The organism is Microbacterium terregens, from assembly GCF_039534975.1.
GTDB classification, from domain to species: Bacteria; Actinomycetota; Actinomycetes; order Actinomycetales; family Microbacteriaceae; genus Microbacterium; species Microbacterium terregens.
This window is the reverse complement of sequence record NZ_BAAAWH010000001.1, coordinates 946,910-963,003: the sequence shown is the minus strand read 5'-3', so window position 1 is coordinate 963,003 and position 16,094 is coordinate 946,910. Positions and strand designations below refer to the sequence as shown.

Annotated in this window: 13 protein-coding genes; 1 reads left to right on the top strand and 12 read right to left on the bottom strand. The window is 71.1% G+C overall.

Annotation, left to right across the window (positions count from 1 at the left end; translation table 11 throughout):
* From ABD655_RS04375 to ABD655_RS04325, 11 genes are read right to left on the bottom strand one after another with little or no spacing between them, the layout of a single operon-like run.
* The gene (locus ABD655_RS04375) at positions 1–1,227 is read right to left on the bottom strand and encodes a pyridoxal-dependent decarboxylase, exosortase A system-associated (RefSeq protein WP_344711881.1); all 1,227 of its coding nucleotides are present in this window, start codon (positions 1,225–1,227) and stop codon (positions 1–3) included.
* A complete protein-coding gene (locus tag ABD655_RS04370) occupies positions 1,224–2,789 on the bottom strand; it encodes an acyl-CoA ligase (AMP-forming), exosortase A system-associated (RefSeq protein ID WP_344711880.1) in 1,566 nt (521 codons plus the stop codon). Before ABD655_RS04370 ends, ABD655_RS04375 begins: the two co-directional genes overlap by 4 nt.
* A complete protein-coding gene (locus tag ABD655_RS04365; protein ID WP_344711878.1) occupies positions 2,786–3,997 on the bottom strand; it encodes a rhamnosyltransferase WsaF family glycosyltransferase in 1,212 nt (403 codons plus the stop codon). The genes ABD655_RS04370 and ABD655_RS04365 overlap by 4 nt, the downstream gene beginning before the upstream one ends.
* Before the next feature lie 27 nt (positions 3,998–4,024).
* Positions 4,025–5,215 carry a glycosyltransferase family 2 protein gene (locus ABD655_RS04360; RefSeq protein ID WP_344711876.1) on the bottom strand — a complete coding sequence of 397 codons (1,191 nt, stop codon included), beginning with the start codon at positions 5,213–5,215 and terminating at the stop codon, positions 4,025–4,027.
* The gene (locus ABD655_RS04355) at positions 5,205–6,650 is read right to left on the bottom strand and encodes an oligosaccharide flippase family protein (RefSeq protein ID WP_344711874.1); all 1,446 of its coding nucleotides are present in this window, start codon (positions 6,648–6,650) and stop codon (positions 5,205–5,207) included. Before ABD655_RS04355 ends, ABD655_RS04360 begins: the two co-directional genes overlap by 11 nt.
* A gap of 1 nt (position 6,651) precedes the next feature.
* On the bottom strand, positions 6,652–8,889 hold the full coding sequence (locus ABD655_RS04350; RefSeq protein ID WP_344711872.1) for a glycosyltransferase family protein: 2,238 nt from the start codon (positions 8,887–8,889) through the stop codon (positions 6,652–6,654).
* Between the two features lies 1 nt (position 8,890).
* A complete protein-coding gene (locus ABD655_RS04345) occupies positions 8,891–10,015 on the bottom strand; it encodes a DegT/DnrJ/EryC1/StrS family aminotransferase (RefSeq protein WP_344711871.1) in 1,125 nt (374 codons plus the stop codon).
* A complete protein-coding gene (locus ABD655_RS04340) occupies positions 10,012–10,638 on the bottom strand; it encodes a NeuD/PglB/VioB family sugar acetyltransferase (RefSeq protein WP_344711870.1) in 627 nt (208 codons plus the stop codon). Before ABD655_RS04340 ends, ABD655_RS04345 begins: the two co-directional genes overlap by 4 nt.
* Positions 10,635–11,759 carry a DegT/DnrJ/EryC1/StrS family aminotransferase gene (locus tag ABD655_RS04335; protein WP_344715668.1) on the bottom strand — a complete coding sequence of 375 codons (1,125 nt, stop codon included), beginning with the start codon at positions 11,757–11,759 and terminating at the stop codon, positions 10,635–10,637. Before ABD655_RS04335 ends, ABD655_RS04340 begins: the two co-directional genes overlap by 4 nt.
* A gap of 17 nt (positions 11,760–11,776) precedes the next feature.
* The gene (locus ABD655_RS04330) at positions 11,777–12,769 is read right to left on the bottom strand and encodes an NAD-dependent epimerase/dehydratase family protein (protein ID WP_344711869.1); all 993 of its coding nucleotides are present in this window, start codon (positions 12,767–12,769) and stop codon (positions 11,777–11,779) included.
* Complete coding sequence (locus tag ABD655_RS04325; protein WP_344711868.1) at positions 12,766–13,821, bottom strand: Gfo/Idh/MocA family protein; 1,056 nt, start codon at positions 13,819–13,821, stop codon at positions 12,766–12,768. Before ABD655_RS04325 ends, ABD655_RS04330 begins: the two co-directional genes overlap by 4 nt.
* 554 nt (positions 13,822–14,375) lie before the next feature.
* Here ABD655_RS04325 and ABD655_RS04320 point away from each other — a divergent pair.
* Complete coding sequence (locus ABD655_RS04320) at positions 14,376–14,978, top strand: acyltransferase (RefSeq protein WP_344711867.1); 603 nt, start codon at positions 14,376–14,378, stop codon at positions 14,976–14,978.
* A 13-nt stretch (positions 14,979–14,991) separates the two neighbouring features.
* On the opposite strand, the gene coaA is transcribed toward ABD655_RS04320, so the two are convergent.
* Positions 14,992–15,975: a type I pantothenate kinase gene (coaA, locus tag ABD655_RS04315; protein ID WP_344711866.1), complete on the bottom strand. Its 984-nt coding sequence runs from the start codon at positions 15,973–15,975 to the stop codon at positions 14,992–14,994.
* Positions 15,976–16,094: the final 119 nt, after the last annotated feature.

The following is a 16,094-nucleotide window of genomic DNA, read 5'->3' as shown; positions in this document are numbered from 1 at the left end:
TCAGACGAGGACTTCGGCGGGCGGGGCGTGCCCCAGAAAGGCGGTGGGACTGGCGGTGAGCCCGTAGGCTCCCGCCTGGAAGATCACGATGAGATCGTCGATCTCGGCCGGCGGCAGCGCGATGTCATCGCCGAGCAGGTCCAGCGGCGTGCACAGGCATCCCACCACGGTGACGGCCTCGCCCGAGGCCGTGTCCACGCGATTGCCGACCACCACCGGGTAGTTGCGGCGGATCGCCTGGCCGAAGTTCCCCGAGGCTGCCAGCTGGTGGTGCATCCCCCCGTCGACCACCAGGTAGGTCTTGCCGCGGGAGACTTTGCGGTCCAGCACCCGGGTGACGTAGATCCCGCATTCGCCGACGAGGTAGCGTCCGAGCTCGAGCACAGCGCTCGCTTCGGGGAAGCGCGCGGCGATCGGCCCGTCGACCAGCTCGTGCAGCCCGGCGGCGACCGCGTCCAGGTCCAGCGGCTGGTCCTTCTCGGTGTACGGGATGCCGAATCCTCCGCCCAGGTTCAGATAGCGCACCGGTCGGTCGAGGTGGTCGGCGAGCGCGCTGACCAGGTCGACGGTGCGGCTCTGCGCCTCGGCGATGATCGCCGCGTGGAGGTTCTGCGAACCCGCGAAGACGTGGAAGCCGAGCACGTCCACACCGGTCGCGGCGATCTCGCGCAGGACCGCGGGAACGTCTTCGGCGTCGATGCCGAACTGCTGGGGTCCGCCGCCCATGCGCATCCCCGAGCCCTTGACAGCGAAGTCGGGATTGACGCGGAGGGCGATCGTCGGGGTCAGGCCGAGGTCGTCGCCCGCGGCGACGACGCGCGACAGCTCGGTCGTCGACTCGATCTCGAGCAGGACGCCCGCCGCGACCGCCGAGCGGATCTCGGCCGGTGTCTTGCCGGGACCGGCGAAGCTCACCCGGTCCGGGCGCATGGCGGTATCCAGCGCCGCCTGCATCTCCAGGCCCGAGGCCACATCGATCCGGTCGACGCGTCGGGCGAGGTGCTGCACGACGGCGGGCATCGGGTTGGCCTTCATCGCATAGCTCAGCTCGAGGCGCGCGGGCAGGGCGGCGCGCAGCGTGTCCACCCGCGCGTCGAGCAGACCGCGGTCGTAGGCGAAGAAGGGCGTGGACCCGACGCGGGCGGCCAGCCGGCTGAGCGGCAGACCGCCCACCCGCAGTTCGCCGTCGGTCGCGCCGAACGCGGCGACGTGGTCGTGGGGTGTCACGCTGATACCTCGGCCTTCAGAAGGGTGCGATCGAACTTGCCGTTCGGCGAGCGGGGCAGCTCTTCACGGACCTCGATGCGGGACGGGACCATGTACAGCGGCAGGAGCCGGCGGAGGGCGGCGGTCAGGGCGGGAACGTCGAGTTCGGGTTGCGTGGGTGTGGCGATCAGAACGATCCTCTGGCCCAGGGCCGCGTCCGGCAGACCCACGGCGACAGCATCCCGAACCAGGCCGGTGCTGTACGCCGCCTCCTCGATCTCGGTCGGGCTGACCCGGTACCCCGACGTCTTGATCATGTCGTCGGCGCGTCCGACGAAGTAGAGGAACCCGTCGTCGTCGGCCACGACGGTGTCACCGGACCACACCGCCATCTCGGGGGCGCGCCACTCCTGATCGGGATGGTGGACGAGGCGGTACCGCTCGGCGGTGCGCACCGGGTCGTTCCAGTAGCCCAGCGCCACCAGTGCTCCCCGGTGCACGAGCTCGCCCGGCTCCCCCGGGTCGCAGCGGGTGCCATCGGGCCGCAGCACGAGGACCTCGGCGTTCGGAATGGCCTTGCCGATCGAGTCCGGTCGACGATCGACTTCGGCCGGATCGAGATACGTGGAGCGGAACGCCTCGGTGAGGCCGTACATCAGGTACGGGTCGGCCCCGGGAAAGGTCGCGCGCAGCCGATCGAGTGTGGCCCGCGGCATCCGTCCCCCTGTGTTGGCGAAGTAGCGCAGGCGTTGCACCGCCGCGTCGGGCCACGGAACGTCCGCGATCTGCAGCCAGAGCGGGGGGACCGCCGTGATCCCGGTCACCCCGTGCTGCGCGCAGAGCTTCGGCACCTCGCGCGGGAGGAGGTAGTTCATCAGGATGACGTGCGCGCCGACCGCGAACGCCGTGGTGACCTGGCTCAGTCCGGCGTCGAAGCTCAACGGCAGCACGCTGAGGATGACGTCGTCGCCGGTGTTCTCGAGGTAGCCGCTCACGCTCTCGGCGCCGACGAGCAGGTTGCGGTGGCTGAGCACCACACCCTTCGGTCTGCCGGTGCTGCCCGAGGTGTACAGGATCGCGGCGGGGTCCAGATCGATCGCCGCCGGTGCGACGGGGTCGTGCGCCGTATCGGCCGATCCCCGCCAGGGATGGAAACCGGCTGCGAGGTCGCTCTCGTCCGCGGCGCCGATCACGATCACGTGCTCGACCGCGGTGTGCGGCAGCAGCTCGCCGAGCTGACCCAGCCGGTCCGCGGAGGTGATCAGGATGCGCGACCCGCTGTCGCTCAGGATGTGGCCGACCTGGGCGGATTTGAGGACGGCGTTGATCGGCACGAACACCCCGCCCGCAGCGGATGCCGCGAACAGGGCCACGACGGTCTCGATCCGCTTCTCGAGGTAGACCGCGACGCGGTCCCCGCGCGCCAGACCCAGCTCGCGGAGGTGCACGGCGACCGAGGTCACCGCACGCCACACATCGGCGTAGGCGGCGGTGTCGCTCTTGTACGTCAGCGCCGGCGCATCCGGCGTCGCCGCGGCGGCCTGGGCGAGCAGGTGGTGGACGTTCCAGCGCAGCGCGGTCACGGTCCGTACACCTCGTCCTCGATGATCCGGGTGACCGCGTCACGGGTGGGTTGCCAGGATCGCCCGCGGACCGATGCGGCTGCGGCAATCGCGTTCGCGTCGATGTCGGGTGCCGTCACGGCCGCGCTGAGCGCGGCGGCGAGGCCGCCCGCGGTGGGCTCGGACCACCGCACGTGCGGATTGGGCAGCACCCGGTGCGCGAGCGGCATGTCGTTGACCACCGGGATGTTCCCGGCGGCGAGCATCTCCTCGGCGACGAGCGTGATGTTCGTGAAGGACATCGCCAGCCCCGCGACGGTCCGGCCGTAGAGGTCGTTCAGCTCCGCGGTCGTGAGGCGGCCGTGGAACGCATGCGGGACGTCCAGTCCCCGGGGTGGTGCCCCGTAGACGTGGATCTCCTGATCGGGGTGCAGGCGGTGGAAGTGGGTCAGCGCGACGCGTGCCAGCTGGTACCCGCGACGGGCGTAGTCGGGGCGCGAGTAGAAGACGACCCCGCGGCGGTCCGGCTGCGGGGACGGCAGTCGGTAGGCCGCCGAATCGCAGCCGAACGGGACGACGTCCGATGCCAGGCCGGTGTGCTGACGGATCATGCCGTCCAGCATGTCCCCCAGGGCGATCCGGCGGAATGGCAGCCGGTAGGTCATCGCCGCGAACTCGTGCTCGGCGCCGTGGCCGTAGAAGTGCGGCTCGTAGTCCTGGATGAAGTACAGCCGCCGCATCGGCGTATCGCCGTATCGAACGATCAGGTGGGCGGATTCCCACCCCGAGGCGACGACGGCATCCAGGCCACGGATGCCGGCGCGCACGTCTCTGACTTCCGCGCGCACGGTCGGCCAGTGCTCGCGGACGACGGCGGCCAGCGCGGCGACGTCCAGCCCGTGCCGGTCGTAGAAGTACAGGACGCACCGATGGCCGTTCGCCTCCAGCGCCTCCACCATCCGGAACAGCGTCGTGTGACCGCCCGAACCGGGGGCCGGTGCCGTGGAGACCCAGCCGATGGTCAGCGGACGCCCACGGCGGGGGCGGACGAGCGGTGTCGGCAGCTCTTCCGGGACGCGGGCGAGCAGGTCCTCGTCGGCGATCTGGAAGAAGAGGTCCGCCGCCCCGGTCGCGCGGTACGCGCGCCACGCGACCCGCTGCGCGACGCCGCGCGGCCCGACGTCGCGGGCGCGTCGTGCTGTCGTCATCACCGCCTTCACCCTGCCCATGGCCCGCCACTCTCTTCAGAAACCGTCCTAGGCACCGGAGACCACCCACCGCGCGTAGTACAGCCGGTCGCGGGTGCGCCGCCCGGCCCTCCGTGCGAGCACCGCGAGCCGCGCGGCCCGCGACGGCGGGGTTGCGCGCGCGACCCGCCGGAACGTGCCCCACTCCGTCGCCGGCGGCCACACGCCCGCCGCGAAGTCGAGGAGGTCGGCGTAGTCCTCTTTCGGTCGCCCCCGGTCGAGCGCGGCGGACGCGAACCGCAGCGCATCACGGGCCAGGGCGCGGCGCGCTTCGTCCCCTAGGCGCGCGGCCTCGGGAAGCCGCCCCCCGACCCGCCGGAACACGCTGGCGAAAGCCCCCGCACGGGCGATGAGATCGACCAGGGTGCCGGAGCCGTCCGTCGCGCTCATGCTTGCGCCGTGTTCCCGGTGCAGCGCCTGGTCGGCTCCGCCGATCCACCCGACGTCGCTGACCGCGGCGACGCGCATCGCGATCTCCATGTCGGGGGCGTACGGGAGCGCCGGGTCCATCGGCCCCAGCTCCACCAGCACGGCCGAGCGCAGCACCATCTCGGGATTCGTGATCGCGCTGACCCCCAGGCGGCAGCGTTCCGCCAGCCAATCCCGTCCGGCCCACACCGTCCAGCGCACCTCGCGCACCCGGCCGGCCGGTAGTGCACCGTCGAAGTGCCGAGGGTGGCCGTAGACCAGGCCGACGTTCGGATGCGCTTCGAAGAGGGCGGCCGCGCGGGCCAGCGCCCCCGCGGCGAGAAGGTCATCGGCATCCAGTTTCACGATGTACGCGCCGGACGCGACCTGCCATCCGGCGTTGAAGGCGCGGACGTGCCCCCCGTTCTGCTCGCTGGCCAGAACCCGCACGTTGGGGTGCGCCGCCGCGAGGCCGCGCGCCACCCGGAGGCTGTCGTCCGTGGAGACGTCGTCGACGATGATGACCTCGACATCGACGTCCTGCTGCGCCACGACGCTGCCGACGGCATCCGGCAGATACCGGGCGTAGTTGTAGCAGGGGATGACGACCGAGATCACGGGCCGCTCCCGAGGCGTGAGTCGGGGCGCGCGGGTGCGGGCGACCGGTCTGGGCAGCGGCGGCGTGGCGAGCGCCAGCAGGCGCAGCGCACGGCCCGACAGGGCGTGGGCTTCGGCGTAGTCCTGCCAGGTCCCGGACACCGGCACCGCGGTCACCGATCGCTCATCCAGCATCCGACACCTCCGTCCGCCGGCCGCCGCGGACCGCCCGCACATGAGCGCGCAGCCACGGCCAGCCCACGAGCAGGTAGACGATGACCGCGCCGAAGCCCCCGACCAGCACGGCGAACACCGGGTCGCTGAGGAACACGCGCGCGGCGAGCGCGACGCCGACCGCCGGGATCGCGGCGACGGTCGGCCACCACGCCGCCGCCAGGATCGTGCGGAACCGCACCCCGGCCGTCCTCAGGGCGATGGCGTACGCCGGCAGGATCACCACGACGGCGACGACCACGTGCACCCACCCGGCACCGACGATGCCGAATGCCTGCGTGGCGAAGATCATGCCGACCACGAGGACGACCAGCCACACGATCTGCACCCACAGCACCGGTCGGGACAGCCCGCGAGCGTAGAGGAAGCCCGCGAAGATGTCGAACACGACCCGGAGGCTTCCGTAGAGGCCGAGCGCGGCCAGGACCGGCGCGGCGGGGAGCCATTTCTCCCCGTAGACGACTTCGATCAGCGGGGCGCTCAGCGCGGCCAGCACGGCGCCGGCCGGAAGAGCCGCCGCCCACGCGACTGCGACGACGGACGAGAGCCCTTCGCTCCCGTTTCCCGTGCGCGAGAAGTAGGGCAGCGAGATGGAGCGCACGACCTGCGACAACGCGCTCATCGGCCAGCTCGAGATGTTGAAGGCGAGGACGTAGTAGCCGAGGGCCGTCGCGCCCGCGACGCGCACGAGCACGATGTTGTCGACGTTCAGCAACGCCCAGGAGAGCAGGTTGGCGGCCGCGATGGGCAGGCCGAAGGCCAGCACCGGACGGACGACGGCACGATCGATCCGGTACTTCGGAACGACGCGCGCGAATCGGAACTGCATCGCGGACGATACGATCTGTGCGCTCACCCGCCCGATCGCCAGGCCCAGCACGCCGAGCCCCATCGCCACCAGCACGAGGGTCACGGTGGTCGAGACGACGAAGTCGGCCACCCCGACGAAGAACATCTCCCGCTGCTGGAAGCGGCGCTGCAGCATGGCGTACGGGACGACGGTGGCTCCCGCCAGCACCAGCGTGAAGGAGAGCACCGCGATGGCCGGCCCGGCTGCGGGGCTGCCGAGGAGCTCCGCGATCGCGGTGCTCGACGCCACCGTGATCGCCGTCATGACCGCCCCGCTGAGCAGGCCGAGACTGGCGACCGTCGGCGCGATCCGTTCGGGCTTGTCGGATCTGATCAGGTCGGCCGACAGACCGAGATCTGCGACCGTGATCAGGATCGACTGGACCGTGAGCGCGACCGCGTACACGCCGAACTGCTCGGGGGTCAGGATGCGCGCCAGGACGATGCCCACCACGAGCCCGCCGAGCCGGAGGACGATCGTGCTGAGCCCGCTCCACGCCGCACCGCGGGTCGCCCGCGAGCGGAGGGTGGGCTCTGACTCCGTCATGTCACACGCTCCCCCGCGAATCGGATGCCGCGGAGCGTTCCCACGCCGTGATCCGGATGCCGGGGAGCGCTTCGTTCCAGCGATCCGTCGTCTCCGCTCCGGCCGGAACCCAGGCCGCGCCGGTTCGCGCCGACCGCTCGAACGCGGATTCGGGTGCGTCGTCGTCGATGAGAACCACCACGTCCGTGTTCGCCAGGTCCGGGACGCGGAGGTACGCCGCGCCCGCTCGCGTGGCGACGACCATCGAGGTGCCCCACAGCGGGAGGGAGCGCAGCACCGAACCCTCGACGCCGGATCGAAGTCCCCACGGGACGAATCGATCGGGGTCCGCAGAGCGCACCGCCGAGCCCAGGCGGACGATCTCCAGCGACGACGGGTCGCGTGCGACGAGGGACTGCAGCCGCCGTGCGGTGTCGTCCGCGACCATCAGGAGAAGGACGGTGTCCAGCCGACGCCCGCCGAGGATCTGGAACATCGAAGAGCGGTCGGGACCGGTTTCGCGTCCGGTCAGCGATGCGAGTTCCCGTCGCGCACGGCGCGCGACCCGTCCGAGCAGGCGCCGGGTGGAGCGCACCGCGCGATGGACGCGCGACGCGGTGGGGGTCGGTTCCGCGGGCCCGGCGGGCAGCGGCGCGGCCGCCGACGGGTCCGGCATCGTTCCAACCTGCGACGCGGTGGCCGGGCGCCGGCAGGCGAGCAGGTCCTGGACCAGGTCGGCCCGCCACACCTCCCACGCCTCCGCGCCATAGCCGGCATGGACGCTCCGGTGCCGCGGTCGGTCGGCCGGCGAGACGGAGGCACCGACCAGGTGGGCGACGACGGCTCGCATGCGATCCAGCTCCGGATGACGCACCTGCGGGTAGGCGGCTGCGGCTTCTCGCGCGCGCTCGAGGTCTCCCTGGCAGAGCGCGACGCGAGCCAGCCAGGCCCACTCGACCGGATCCGCATGCGAGGCCCCGTGTCCGCGGACGACGATCGCGGTGGAGTGCTCCAGCAGCGCCCGGGCCAGATCCGGTCGTCCCAGGTGCAGCGCGCTGCGCGCGAACCCGAGGGCCGCCTCGGGCTCGAAGTGGAAGTTCAGCACCTGTCCAAATCGATCGGCCGCCTCGCCGGGACGCCCGGCCGTGATCGACGCCACCGCCGACGCCAGCAGGCGTCGATCCACGCCGGGACGGGTGACGATACTCACCGACTCGGCATCACCGGCGGCGTTGACGGTGAGGAGCCCGAACGGATCGGGCTGGGTGATCTGCTGCCCCGGTGCGCTCTTGCGCAGCTCGTACCACTGGCGGAGCTGGTCCCGGTTCTCGATCGAGTGCCGATCATGCGCGAGCCGGGTGCCGGCGGCGGTGATGTCGGCCAGGACGTCGAGGCGCTCCAGCAGGTACTCCACCTTGTCCGCGACATCCGCGTCGTCCGCGAACACGCAGTTCACCATGTCGACGTACCCGGCGGCCTCCACCGCGGGTGTGCGCTCGGTCAGCAGCAGCGCGCCCGAGGCCGGAATCTCGAGGTGCTTGCGCACGAGCTCCTCGGCGATCGTCCCGCACGTCGGCACGATCAACGCCGAGCTGAGCGCGCGCGCATAGGACTCCCCCGACGACATCGCGGTGGCCGCGGAGCGGTCGAACCACCCCGTGTGCGGCATGCTCCGCACCGGGAACCGCTCGCGCAGCACCCGGTCGACCCGCACCCGCCACGGGTAGTTGCTCTCCCGGCTCCCGCTCAGCAGGATCGATTGCGTCTTGCCGCCCGGGTAGGGGTGGAAGATCTTCCGGTCGGCGAAGTTCGGCCAGGCGTATGTCCGGTCGGCGATGTCGGGGGTGTAGCCGACGGCCGAGACCGCGATCGCGAAGAACGTGTCCACTCCCCAGTCATCCATGTCGGCGAGGAACACCGACCGGGTCGGACAGTATCCATCGGCGTTCAGCAGCCCCACCTTGGGGATCTCCGGGTGACGGTGGGTATTCGCGATGGCGCGGCCGCGCCGCGCGTACACCCCCGATTCGAACAGCGTCAGGTCCGGCCGCAGGCGATCGACCACCTCGTCGTAGTCGGCGTTCGCGTCGATGACGGACACGTCGAAGAACTGCTCCAGGCACCGGACATGGTCGCGCGCGTGGCCCGCGATGAACTCCGGCAGCGCGGGGTCGGCCATGCGGAAGAACGCCATGCGCGGCTTCGGGCCCGGCCACGCGCGCACGTCTCCTGTCACCACCAGCCGGTCGAGGGTGTCCATGTCAGCTGCCCGCGGGTGCGTACCGGGCGGCCGCGTGCACCAGTGTCTCGGCGACCCTGTCCTGCTGACCCTCGGTCAGGTGCGGGAACATCGGCAGGGACAGGATGCTGTCGGCGGCCGCCTCGGCGACCGGGAACTGCCCGCGGCGGTAGCCGAGCGACGCGTACGCCTCGGTCAGGGGCACCGGCGTCGGATAGTGGATGCCGGTGCCGATGCCCGCCGCGGCGAGCTCAGCCAGAACACGGTCGCGATCATCGACGCGCACCACGTAAAGGTGCCAGACGTCGACGTTCCCCGGCCGGACCGTCGGGATCCGCACGTCGCTCTCGCGCAGGAGCTCCGCGTACCGACCCGCCGCGGCGCGGCGGGCTTGATTCCACCGCTCCAGGCGGCGCAGCTTGGATCGCAGCACCGCGGCCTGAACGGCGTCGAGACGTGCGTTGACGCCGACGTGGTCGTGCACGTATTTGACCGAGCTGCCGTGCGCCGCGAGGGTGCGCACGAGCGCCGCGACCTCGGCGTCATCGGTCAGCACCGCACCGGCATCCCCGGCCGCACCGAGGTTCTTGCCGGGGTAGAAGCTCGTCGCCGCGACGCGCGCCAGCGCGCCCGCGCGTCCCGCCGTCGAGGCCGCGCCCTGCGCCTGGGCGGCGTCTTCGATCAGCACCAGGTCGTGGCGCTGCGCGATCGGCCGGAGCAGATCCATCGGCGCGGTCTGGCCGAACAGGTGCACGGGGACGATCGCGCGGGTGCGTGCGGTGATCGCAGCCTCGACGGCATCGGCATCCATCAGCAGGTACTCGTCGTCGACGTCGACGAAGACCGGTACCGCGCCGATGCGGGAGAGCGCCTCGGCGGTGGCGATGAACGTGTTCGCCGGGACGAGCACCTCATCCCCCGGGCCGATGCCGACCGCGCGATAGGCCAGCTCGAGCGCGTCGGTGCCGTTGGAGACGCCGACGACGTGGGTCACGCCGATGTAGTCGGCGAACTCGCGCTCGAAGGCCTCGACCTCGGCGCCGCCGATGAAGCTCGCGGACTCGAGCTGCGCGCGCCACACCGGCAGCACCTCGTCGACGATCTCGGCCTGCTGCGCGGCCAGATCCAGGAACGGCACGGGCGTCATCGCGCGTCCTCCAGCCGCCGCGCGGGCACACCGGCCCAGGTCTGATCGGCCGGGATGTCCTCGAGCACCGCCGCGCCCATCCCCACCGTCGCCGACCCTCCGACCTGCAGGCCCTGCCGGATCGACGCGTTCATCCCGATATATGCCGCTTCGCGAATGTGCACGGATCCGCCGAGCGCGACGCCCGCGGCGAGGGTCGCGAAGTCGTCGAGAATCCCGTCGTGGGCGATCGTGCAGTTCGGCATCACCACGACGTGGCGGCCGATGGCCGCGTCGGCGGTGACGACCACGCCGTCCAGCACGATGCTGCCGATCCCGACGGTGCTGCTGAGCCCGATCCGCGCGGAGCGCGCCACGTAGGTCGCGAAGCGCTGCTCGGGCACGCCGAACTTCAGCAGTCGCCGCACCACTGTGCGACGGCTCGCGCTGGGCCCGATGCAGACGAGCAGCTGCTCGTCGCGCCGGGTCGCATCGCCGGTCAGCCCGACCACCGGCACGCCGGCGATCTCGGTGCCCTGCAGATCCAGGTCGTCGTCCAGGATGCCGGTGACTCCGACCATTCCGGCGGTTAGAACCTCCCGCGCCAGTCCGCTCGCCCCCACGAGCAGCACTCCCTCGCTCACGTTCCCGTGCCCCCCACCTCGCGCAGGACCGCGATCACCCGATCCTGGTCGGCCCCGGACAGCGCGTGATACACCGGCAGGATCAGCGTGCGATCGTGCAGCCGTTCGGTCACCGGCAGTCCCTGCGGCGGTGTGAGGCCGCGATACGGCGCCTGGCGGTGCGAGGCCATGATGCCCCGCCGCGCGGAGATGTCCGCGTGGGCGAGCGCCTCGAGCAGCCCGTCCCGGTTGGTCGGATACTCCGGCTGCACCTCGACCCAGAAGGACTGATAGTTGCCGGTGCCGTAGACGGGGTCGGTCACCGCGCGCAGACCGGGGATGTCCGCGATCGCACGCTGATACGTCTCGGCGATCGCACGCCGGCGCGCCACGATCTCGGGCAGGCGGCCCAGCTGCACGATCCCGACGGCGGCCTGCAGGTCGGTCATCCGGAAGTTGAAGCCCATCTCGGTGTACTCCTCGGCGGCCGGCAGCACCGCGAGGTGCCGGTCGGCGGCCGAGACGCTCATCGCGTGCTCGCGCAGGTGCCGGGCCCGGGCGGCCCACCCCTCGCGCCGGGTGGTGATCATGCCGCCCTCCCCGGTCGTGAGCAGCTTGCGCGGATGGAACGACCACGCCACGATGTCCGCCCCCGCCCCCACCGGGCGGCCCTTATACGTGGATCCCGCCCCGCACGCGGCATCCTCCACCACGAGGACGCCCTCCGGGTCGGTCACCGCGCGGATGTCGTCCAGGTCGACCGGGACCCCGCCCTGGTCGACGGCGATGACGGCCTTCGTGGCCGAGGTGAGCACGTCCGCCACGGTGGCACCCGTGAGGTTGCCGGTCGTCGGATCCACGTCCGCGAACACAGGGTTCGCCCCGACGTAGCGGACGGCGTTGGTGGTCGCGATGAACGAGAACGACGGCACGATCACTTCGTCGCCCGGTCCGACTCCGGCGACGAGCAGCGCGAGGTGCAGCGCGGTGGTGCAGCTGGTCGTCGCCACGGCGTAGGGCGCCTGCATCGCGGCGGCGAACTCCTGCTCGAACCGCAGCACACGTGGTCCCTGCGCGACCCATCCGCTGGCGATCGCGTCGGCGACGGCATCCGCCTCCTCCTGGCCCAGCCACGGGACCATGACGTTGATACGGTCGCTCACGCGCGCACCAGCCGGCCGGCGGCGATCTGTTCGCGCAGCGGCCGCCACCAGTCCACGAGCATCCGCAGCCCCTCGTCGATGCCGATCGTGGCCTCGAAGCCGAGGTCCCGCTGGGCGGCGCGCGTGTCGGCGAGCCGCCGGGGGACACCGTTGACGGCGCGTTCAGGTCCGTGCTCGACTCCAAGCTCGGACCCCATCACGCGCAGCAGTGCCTCCGCAAGTTCCAGCAAGCTGGTTTCGGTGCCACTCGCGATGTTGTAATCGCCGTCAACGGTGCCGCTTCGTGCCGCGAGCACATTGGCTCGGGCGATGTCGGGGACGCAGATGAAATCCATCGTCTGCCTGCCGTCGCCGAAGATGAGCGGTGGCTTGCCATCGGCGATGCGCTCCATCCAGCGCACCAGCACCTCGGTGTACAGGCCGTGCACGTCCATGCGAGGGCCGTACACGTTGAAGTACCGCAGGATCACGTAGTCCAGCCCCTGCATCGCGCGGAAGCTGCGGATCAGCCCCTCGTTGAAGGACTTCGCCGCGCCGTACAGGGTGTCGTTGTTGTGGTGGTGGTGGCGTTCCGGAGTCGGGAACTCCTCCGCGAGGCCGAACACCGAGGCGCTCGAGGCGGCGATGAGCTTTCCCACGCGATGCTTGGCCGCCGACTCGACGACGTTGAAGGTGCCGTCCACCAGCACCTCGAGGGCGAGCCGGGGCTCCTCGGCGCACTGCGTGATGCGGATCGCCGCCTGGTGGTACACGACGTCCTTGCCCGCCGTGAGGTCATCGACCAGCTTCGCGTTGCGGATGTCGCCGTCCACGAGCGTCACCCGGCCGGACGCGAGCGCGCCCTCCAGGTTGCCGACGCGCCCGCGCACCAGGTTGTCCAGCACGTCGACGTGCGCGACGCCGGCATCCAGCAGCTGATCGACCAGTGTCGATCCGACCGTTCCCGCGCCGCCGGTGACGAGGATGTCCGCGCCTTCGAGAGTCGTCATCGGGCCACCTCCAGCTTCATGGATGCCGTGGCCATCGACTGCGGGGCACCGCCGGCCTTGATGCTGCCCGTCGCGGCCTCGAGCACCGACAGGACGCGCAGCCCGGCGCCGCCGCTGGTGCGCGCGGTGCGGCCCTCGTGGATGGCGGCGGCGAACTCGGTGACGACACCGGCGAGCGCCTCGCCCTCGTGCAGGGCCGGCGCCCATGTGTCGCCGAGGCGGTAGGAGATGTTCGCCGCGCGGGCGTCGCTCGCGGTGGCTTTGGAGACCTCGGCGATGTCGACGCCGCGGTCGTAGACGCTGACCCGCTGCTGCGGGTTCAGGTCGTCCCACACCAGGGTGCGCTTCGTGCCGCCGATCACCATCTGCCGGATCTTCGTCGGGCTGAGCCAGTTGACGTGCACGTGCGCCATCGCCCCGCCGACCAGCGGCATCGCCAGGTAGCCGACGCACGACTTGCCGGTGCGGAGCGGGTCGGCGCCGTGCGCGGAGACGCTGGTCACGTCCAGGCCGCCGGGCAGCACGAAGTCCATGATCGACAGGTCGTGCGGGGCGAGGTCCCAGAACACGTCCACGTCGGGCTGGATGAGCCCGAGGTTGATGCGCACGCTGTCGACGAACAGCACGTCGCCGAGGAAGCCCTCGGCGATCAGTTCGCGGATCTTCAGCACGGCGGGCGTGTAGCAGTAGGTGTGGTCGGCCATCAGGACCAGGCGCAGCTCGCTGGCGCGTTCGACCATCTCCAGGCCCGCCGTCCGGCTGTCGGCGAGCGGCTTCTCGACGATCACGTGCTTGCCCGCCTCCAGCGCCGCCATCACGATCGCGTGATGCGTGCGCGCCGGGGTGGCGATGGCGACCGCGTCGATGAGCGGATCGTTCAGCACGTCGCTCAGGGAGTCGGTGACCGGAGCCCCGCCGACCGACTCGGCGACGGCGCGTGCGCGCTCGATGTCGAGGTCGCAGATCGCGGCCAGATTCCATGCCGCGTTCGTACGGAAGTTGCGTGCGAGGTTCGGCCCCCAATAGCCGGCCCCCACGACAGCGATGTTCATCCTGTGGTCCACGATTCCCCGACTTCCCCGTTATCTCCCCAGATGCGCGAGCTCGCGCCGACGACCGCGACGGATGCTGTCCGGCACGCGATCGGATCGCCGTCCCCGGCTCGCGAGAGTGCATGTCCCCGCTCGCGAGAGTGCACGTCCCCGGCCGCGACAGTGCACGTCGTCGCGGCGGCGCGTTCGCGTGCCTCCGCTCGCGAGAGCGCACGTCCCCGCTCGCGAGAGTGCATGTCCCCGCTCGCGAGAGTGCACGTCGTCGCGGCGCGCGTGTAAGCGGCGCGCGAGTACGCGGCGGGCACGACCCGTGCCGTCGACGTCGTCGTCCCCTTGAGAACGACGGATTCCCCAATCCCCATTTTTCCCCAGACTGCCCATGGCTCCGTTCGACAGCGCCATGGAACCACCTGCCCCAGCAGGTGTTATCTACCCGACGACCCCCCACGCGATCCCCAGAAAGCGCAGCCGTCGAATATCCCCGGGTGCAGTATAGCGTTATGCGGTCGCGGAGCAGCAACGTCCGCCGACCGTCTTTCAGAGAAGGGATGCCGATGACCGACCCGCGTGCCCCCTTCGCCGCCGCGTCCGCCGACGTGGCCGACTCCGCCACGCTCGGCGCGGGAACGCGCGTGTGGCACCTCGCCCAGGTGCGCGAAGGAGCCGTTCTGGGCGCGGACTGCAACGTCGGTCGCGGTGCCTACATCGGACCCGGAGTCACCATCGGCAACGCCTGCAAACTGCAGAACTACGCGCTGGTCTACGAGCCGGCGGTGCTCGGCGATGGGGTGTTCATCGGCCCGGCGGCGGTGCTGACGAACGATGAGTTCCCGCGCGCGGCGAACCCGGATCTCACGGTCAAGAGCGCCGCGGATTGGCACCCGGTCGGCGTCGAGATCGGCGACGGTGCCTCGATCGGCGCCCGCGCGGTATGCGTCGCCCCGGTGCGGGTCGGGGCGTGGGCGCTGGTGGCGGCCGGTGCGGTGGTCACCAAGGACGTGCCCGACTACGCGCTCGTCGTCGGAGTCCCCGCCCGTCGGATCGGATGGGTGGGCCGGGCGGGCAAACCGCTCGTGGCCGAGGCCGGTGCGTGGGTGTGCCCGGACACCGGCGAGCGCTACGTCGAGGTGGACGGCATCCTGAGCGCGGCATCCTGATTCGGCTGTTCTTTCACAGCTTGCGCAGCAGTACCCGCTGGACCGTGTGCCGCGCGCCCTTCTCGAGCACCAGCGTCGCCTGATGCTTGGTGGGCAGCACGTTCTCCTCGAGGTTCGGCAGGTTGATCTCGTTCCAGAACCCGAGCGCCGTCTGCACGGCCTGATCGTCGGACAGGTGCGAGAAGACGTTGAAGAAGGAACTGGGGTTCGAGAACGCGCTGCGGCGCAGCGCCAGGAACCGATCCACGAACCAGGACGCGATGTGGTCGGTCTCGGCATCCACGTAGATCGAGAAGTCGAACAGCTCGCTCACCGCGATGTCACTCGGCGAGGGTGAGGGCTGCAGCACGTTCAGTCCCTCGACGATGACGACGTCGGGGCGCCGCACGGTGACGTGGGCGTCCGGCACGATGTCGTAGCGCATGTGCGAGTAGAACGGGGCACGCGCCTCGGGCGCCCCGCTCTTCACATCGGTGAGGAAGCTCACGAGGGCGCGGCGGTCGTACGACTCCGGAAAGCCCTTGCGCTCCATCAGGCCGCGACGCTTCAGCTCGGCGTTGGGGTAGAGGAACCCGTCGGTGGTGACGAGCTCGACCCGCGGAGTGCCCGGCCAGCGGCTCATCAGTTCGCGCAGCAGGCGGGCGATGGTGGACTTGCCGACGGCGACGGATCCGGCGACGGCCACGACGAACGGCGTCGTCGTGTCCGGCTCGCCGAGGAACGTGCTCGTGTCCGCGCCGAGGCGCTTGGTCGCGTTCGCGTACAGGCTCAGCAGGCGGCTGAGCGGCAGGTAGACCTCGCGCACTTCGGCCATGTCGAGCATGTCGCCGATGCCGCGGATCTGCACGATCTCGGTCTCGGACAGCGGCTGCGGCGTTCCCGCGGCCAGTCGCGACCAGTCCCCGCGGTCGATCTCGCGGTAGAGCGAGAAGCCGCCCGGCGTCTCAGGGCTCGAGACAGAGGTGGTCGTTCCGGGGGCGGTGTCGTCGGCGGGCATCTGGAACATCGTATCCATAGGTGTCCTGTGCTCGGCTCGCGCGCGTGTGCGTCCCGGCTCGCGCGCGTGTGCGTCCCGGCTCGCCGAGAGTGCATGTCCCTGCTGCCGAGAGTGCGGGT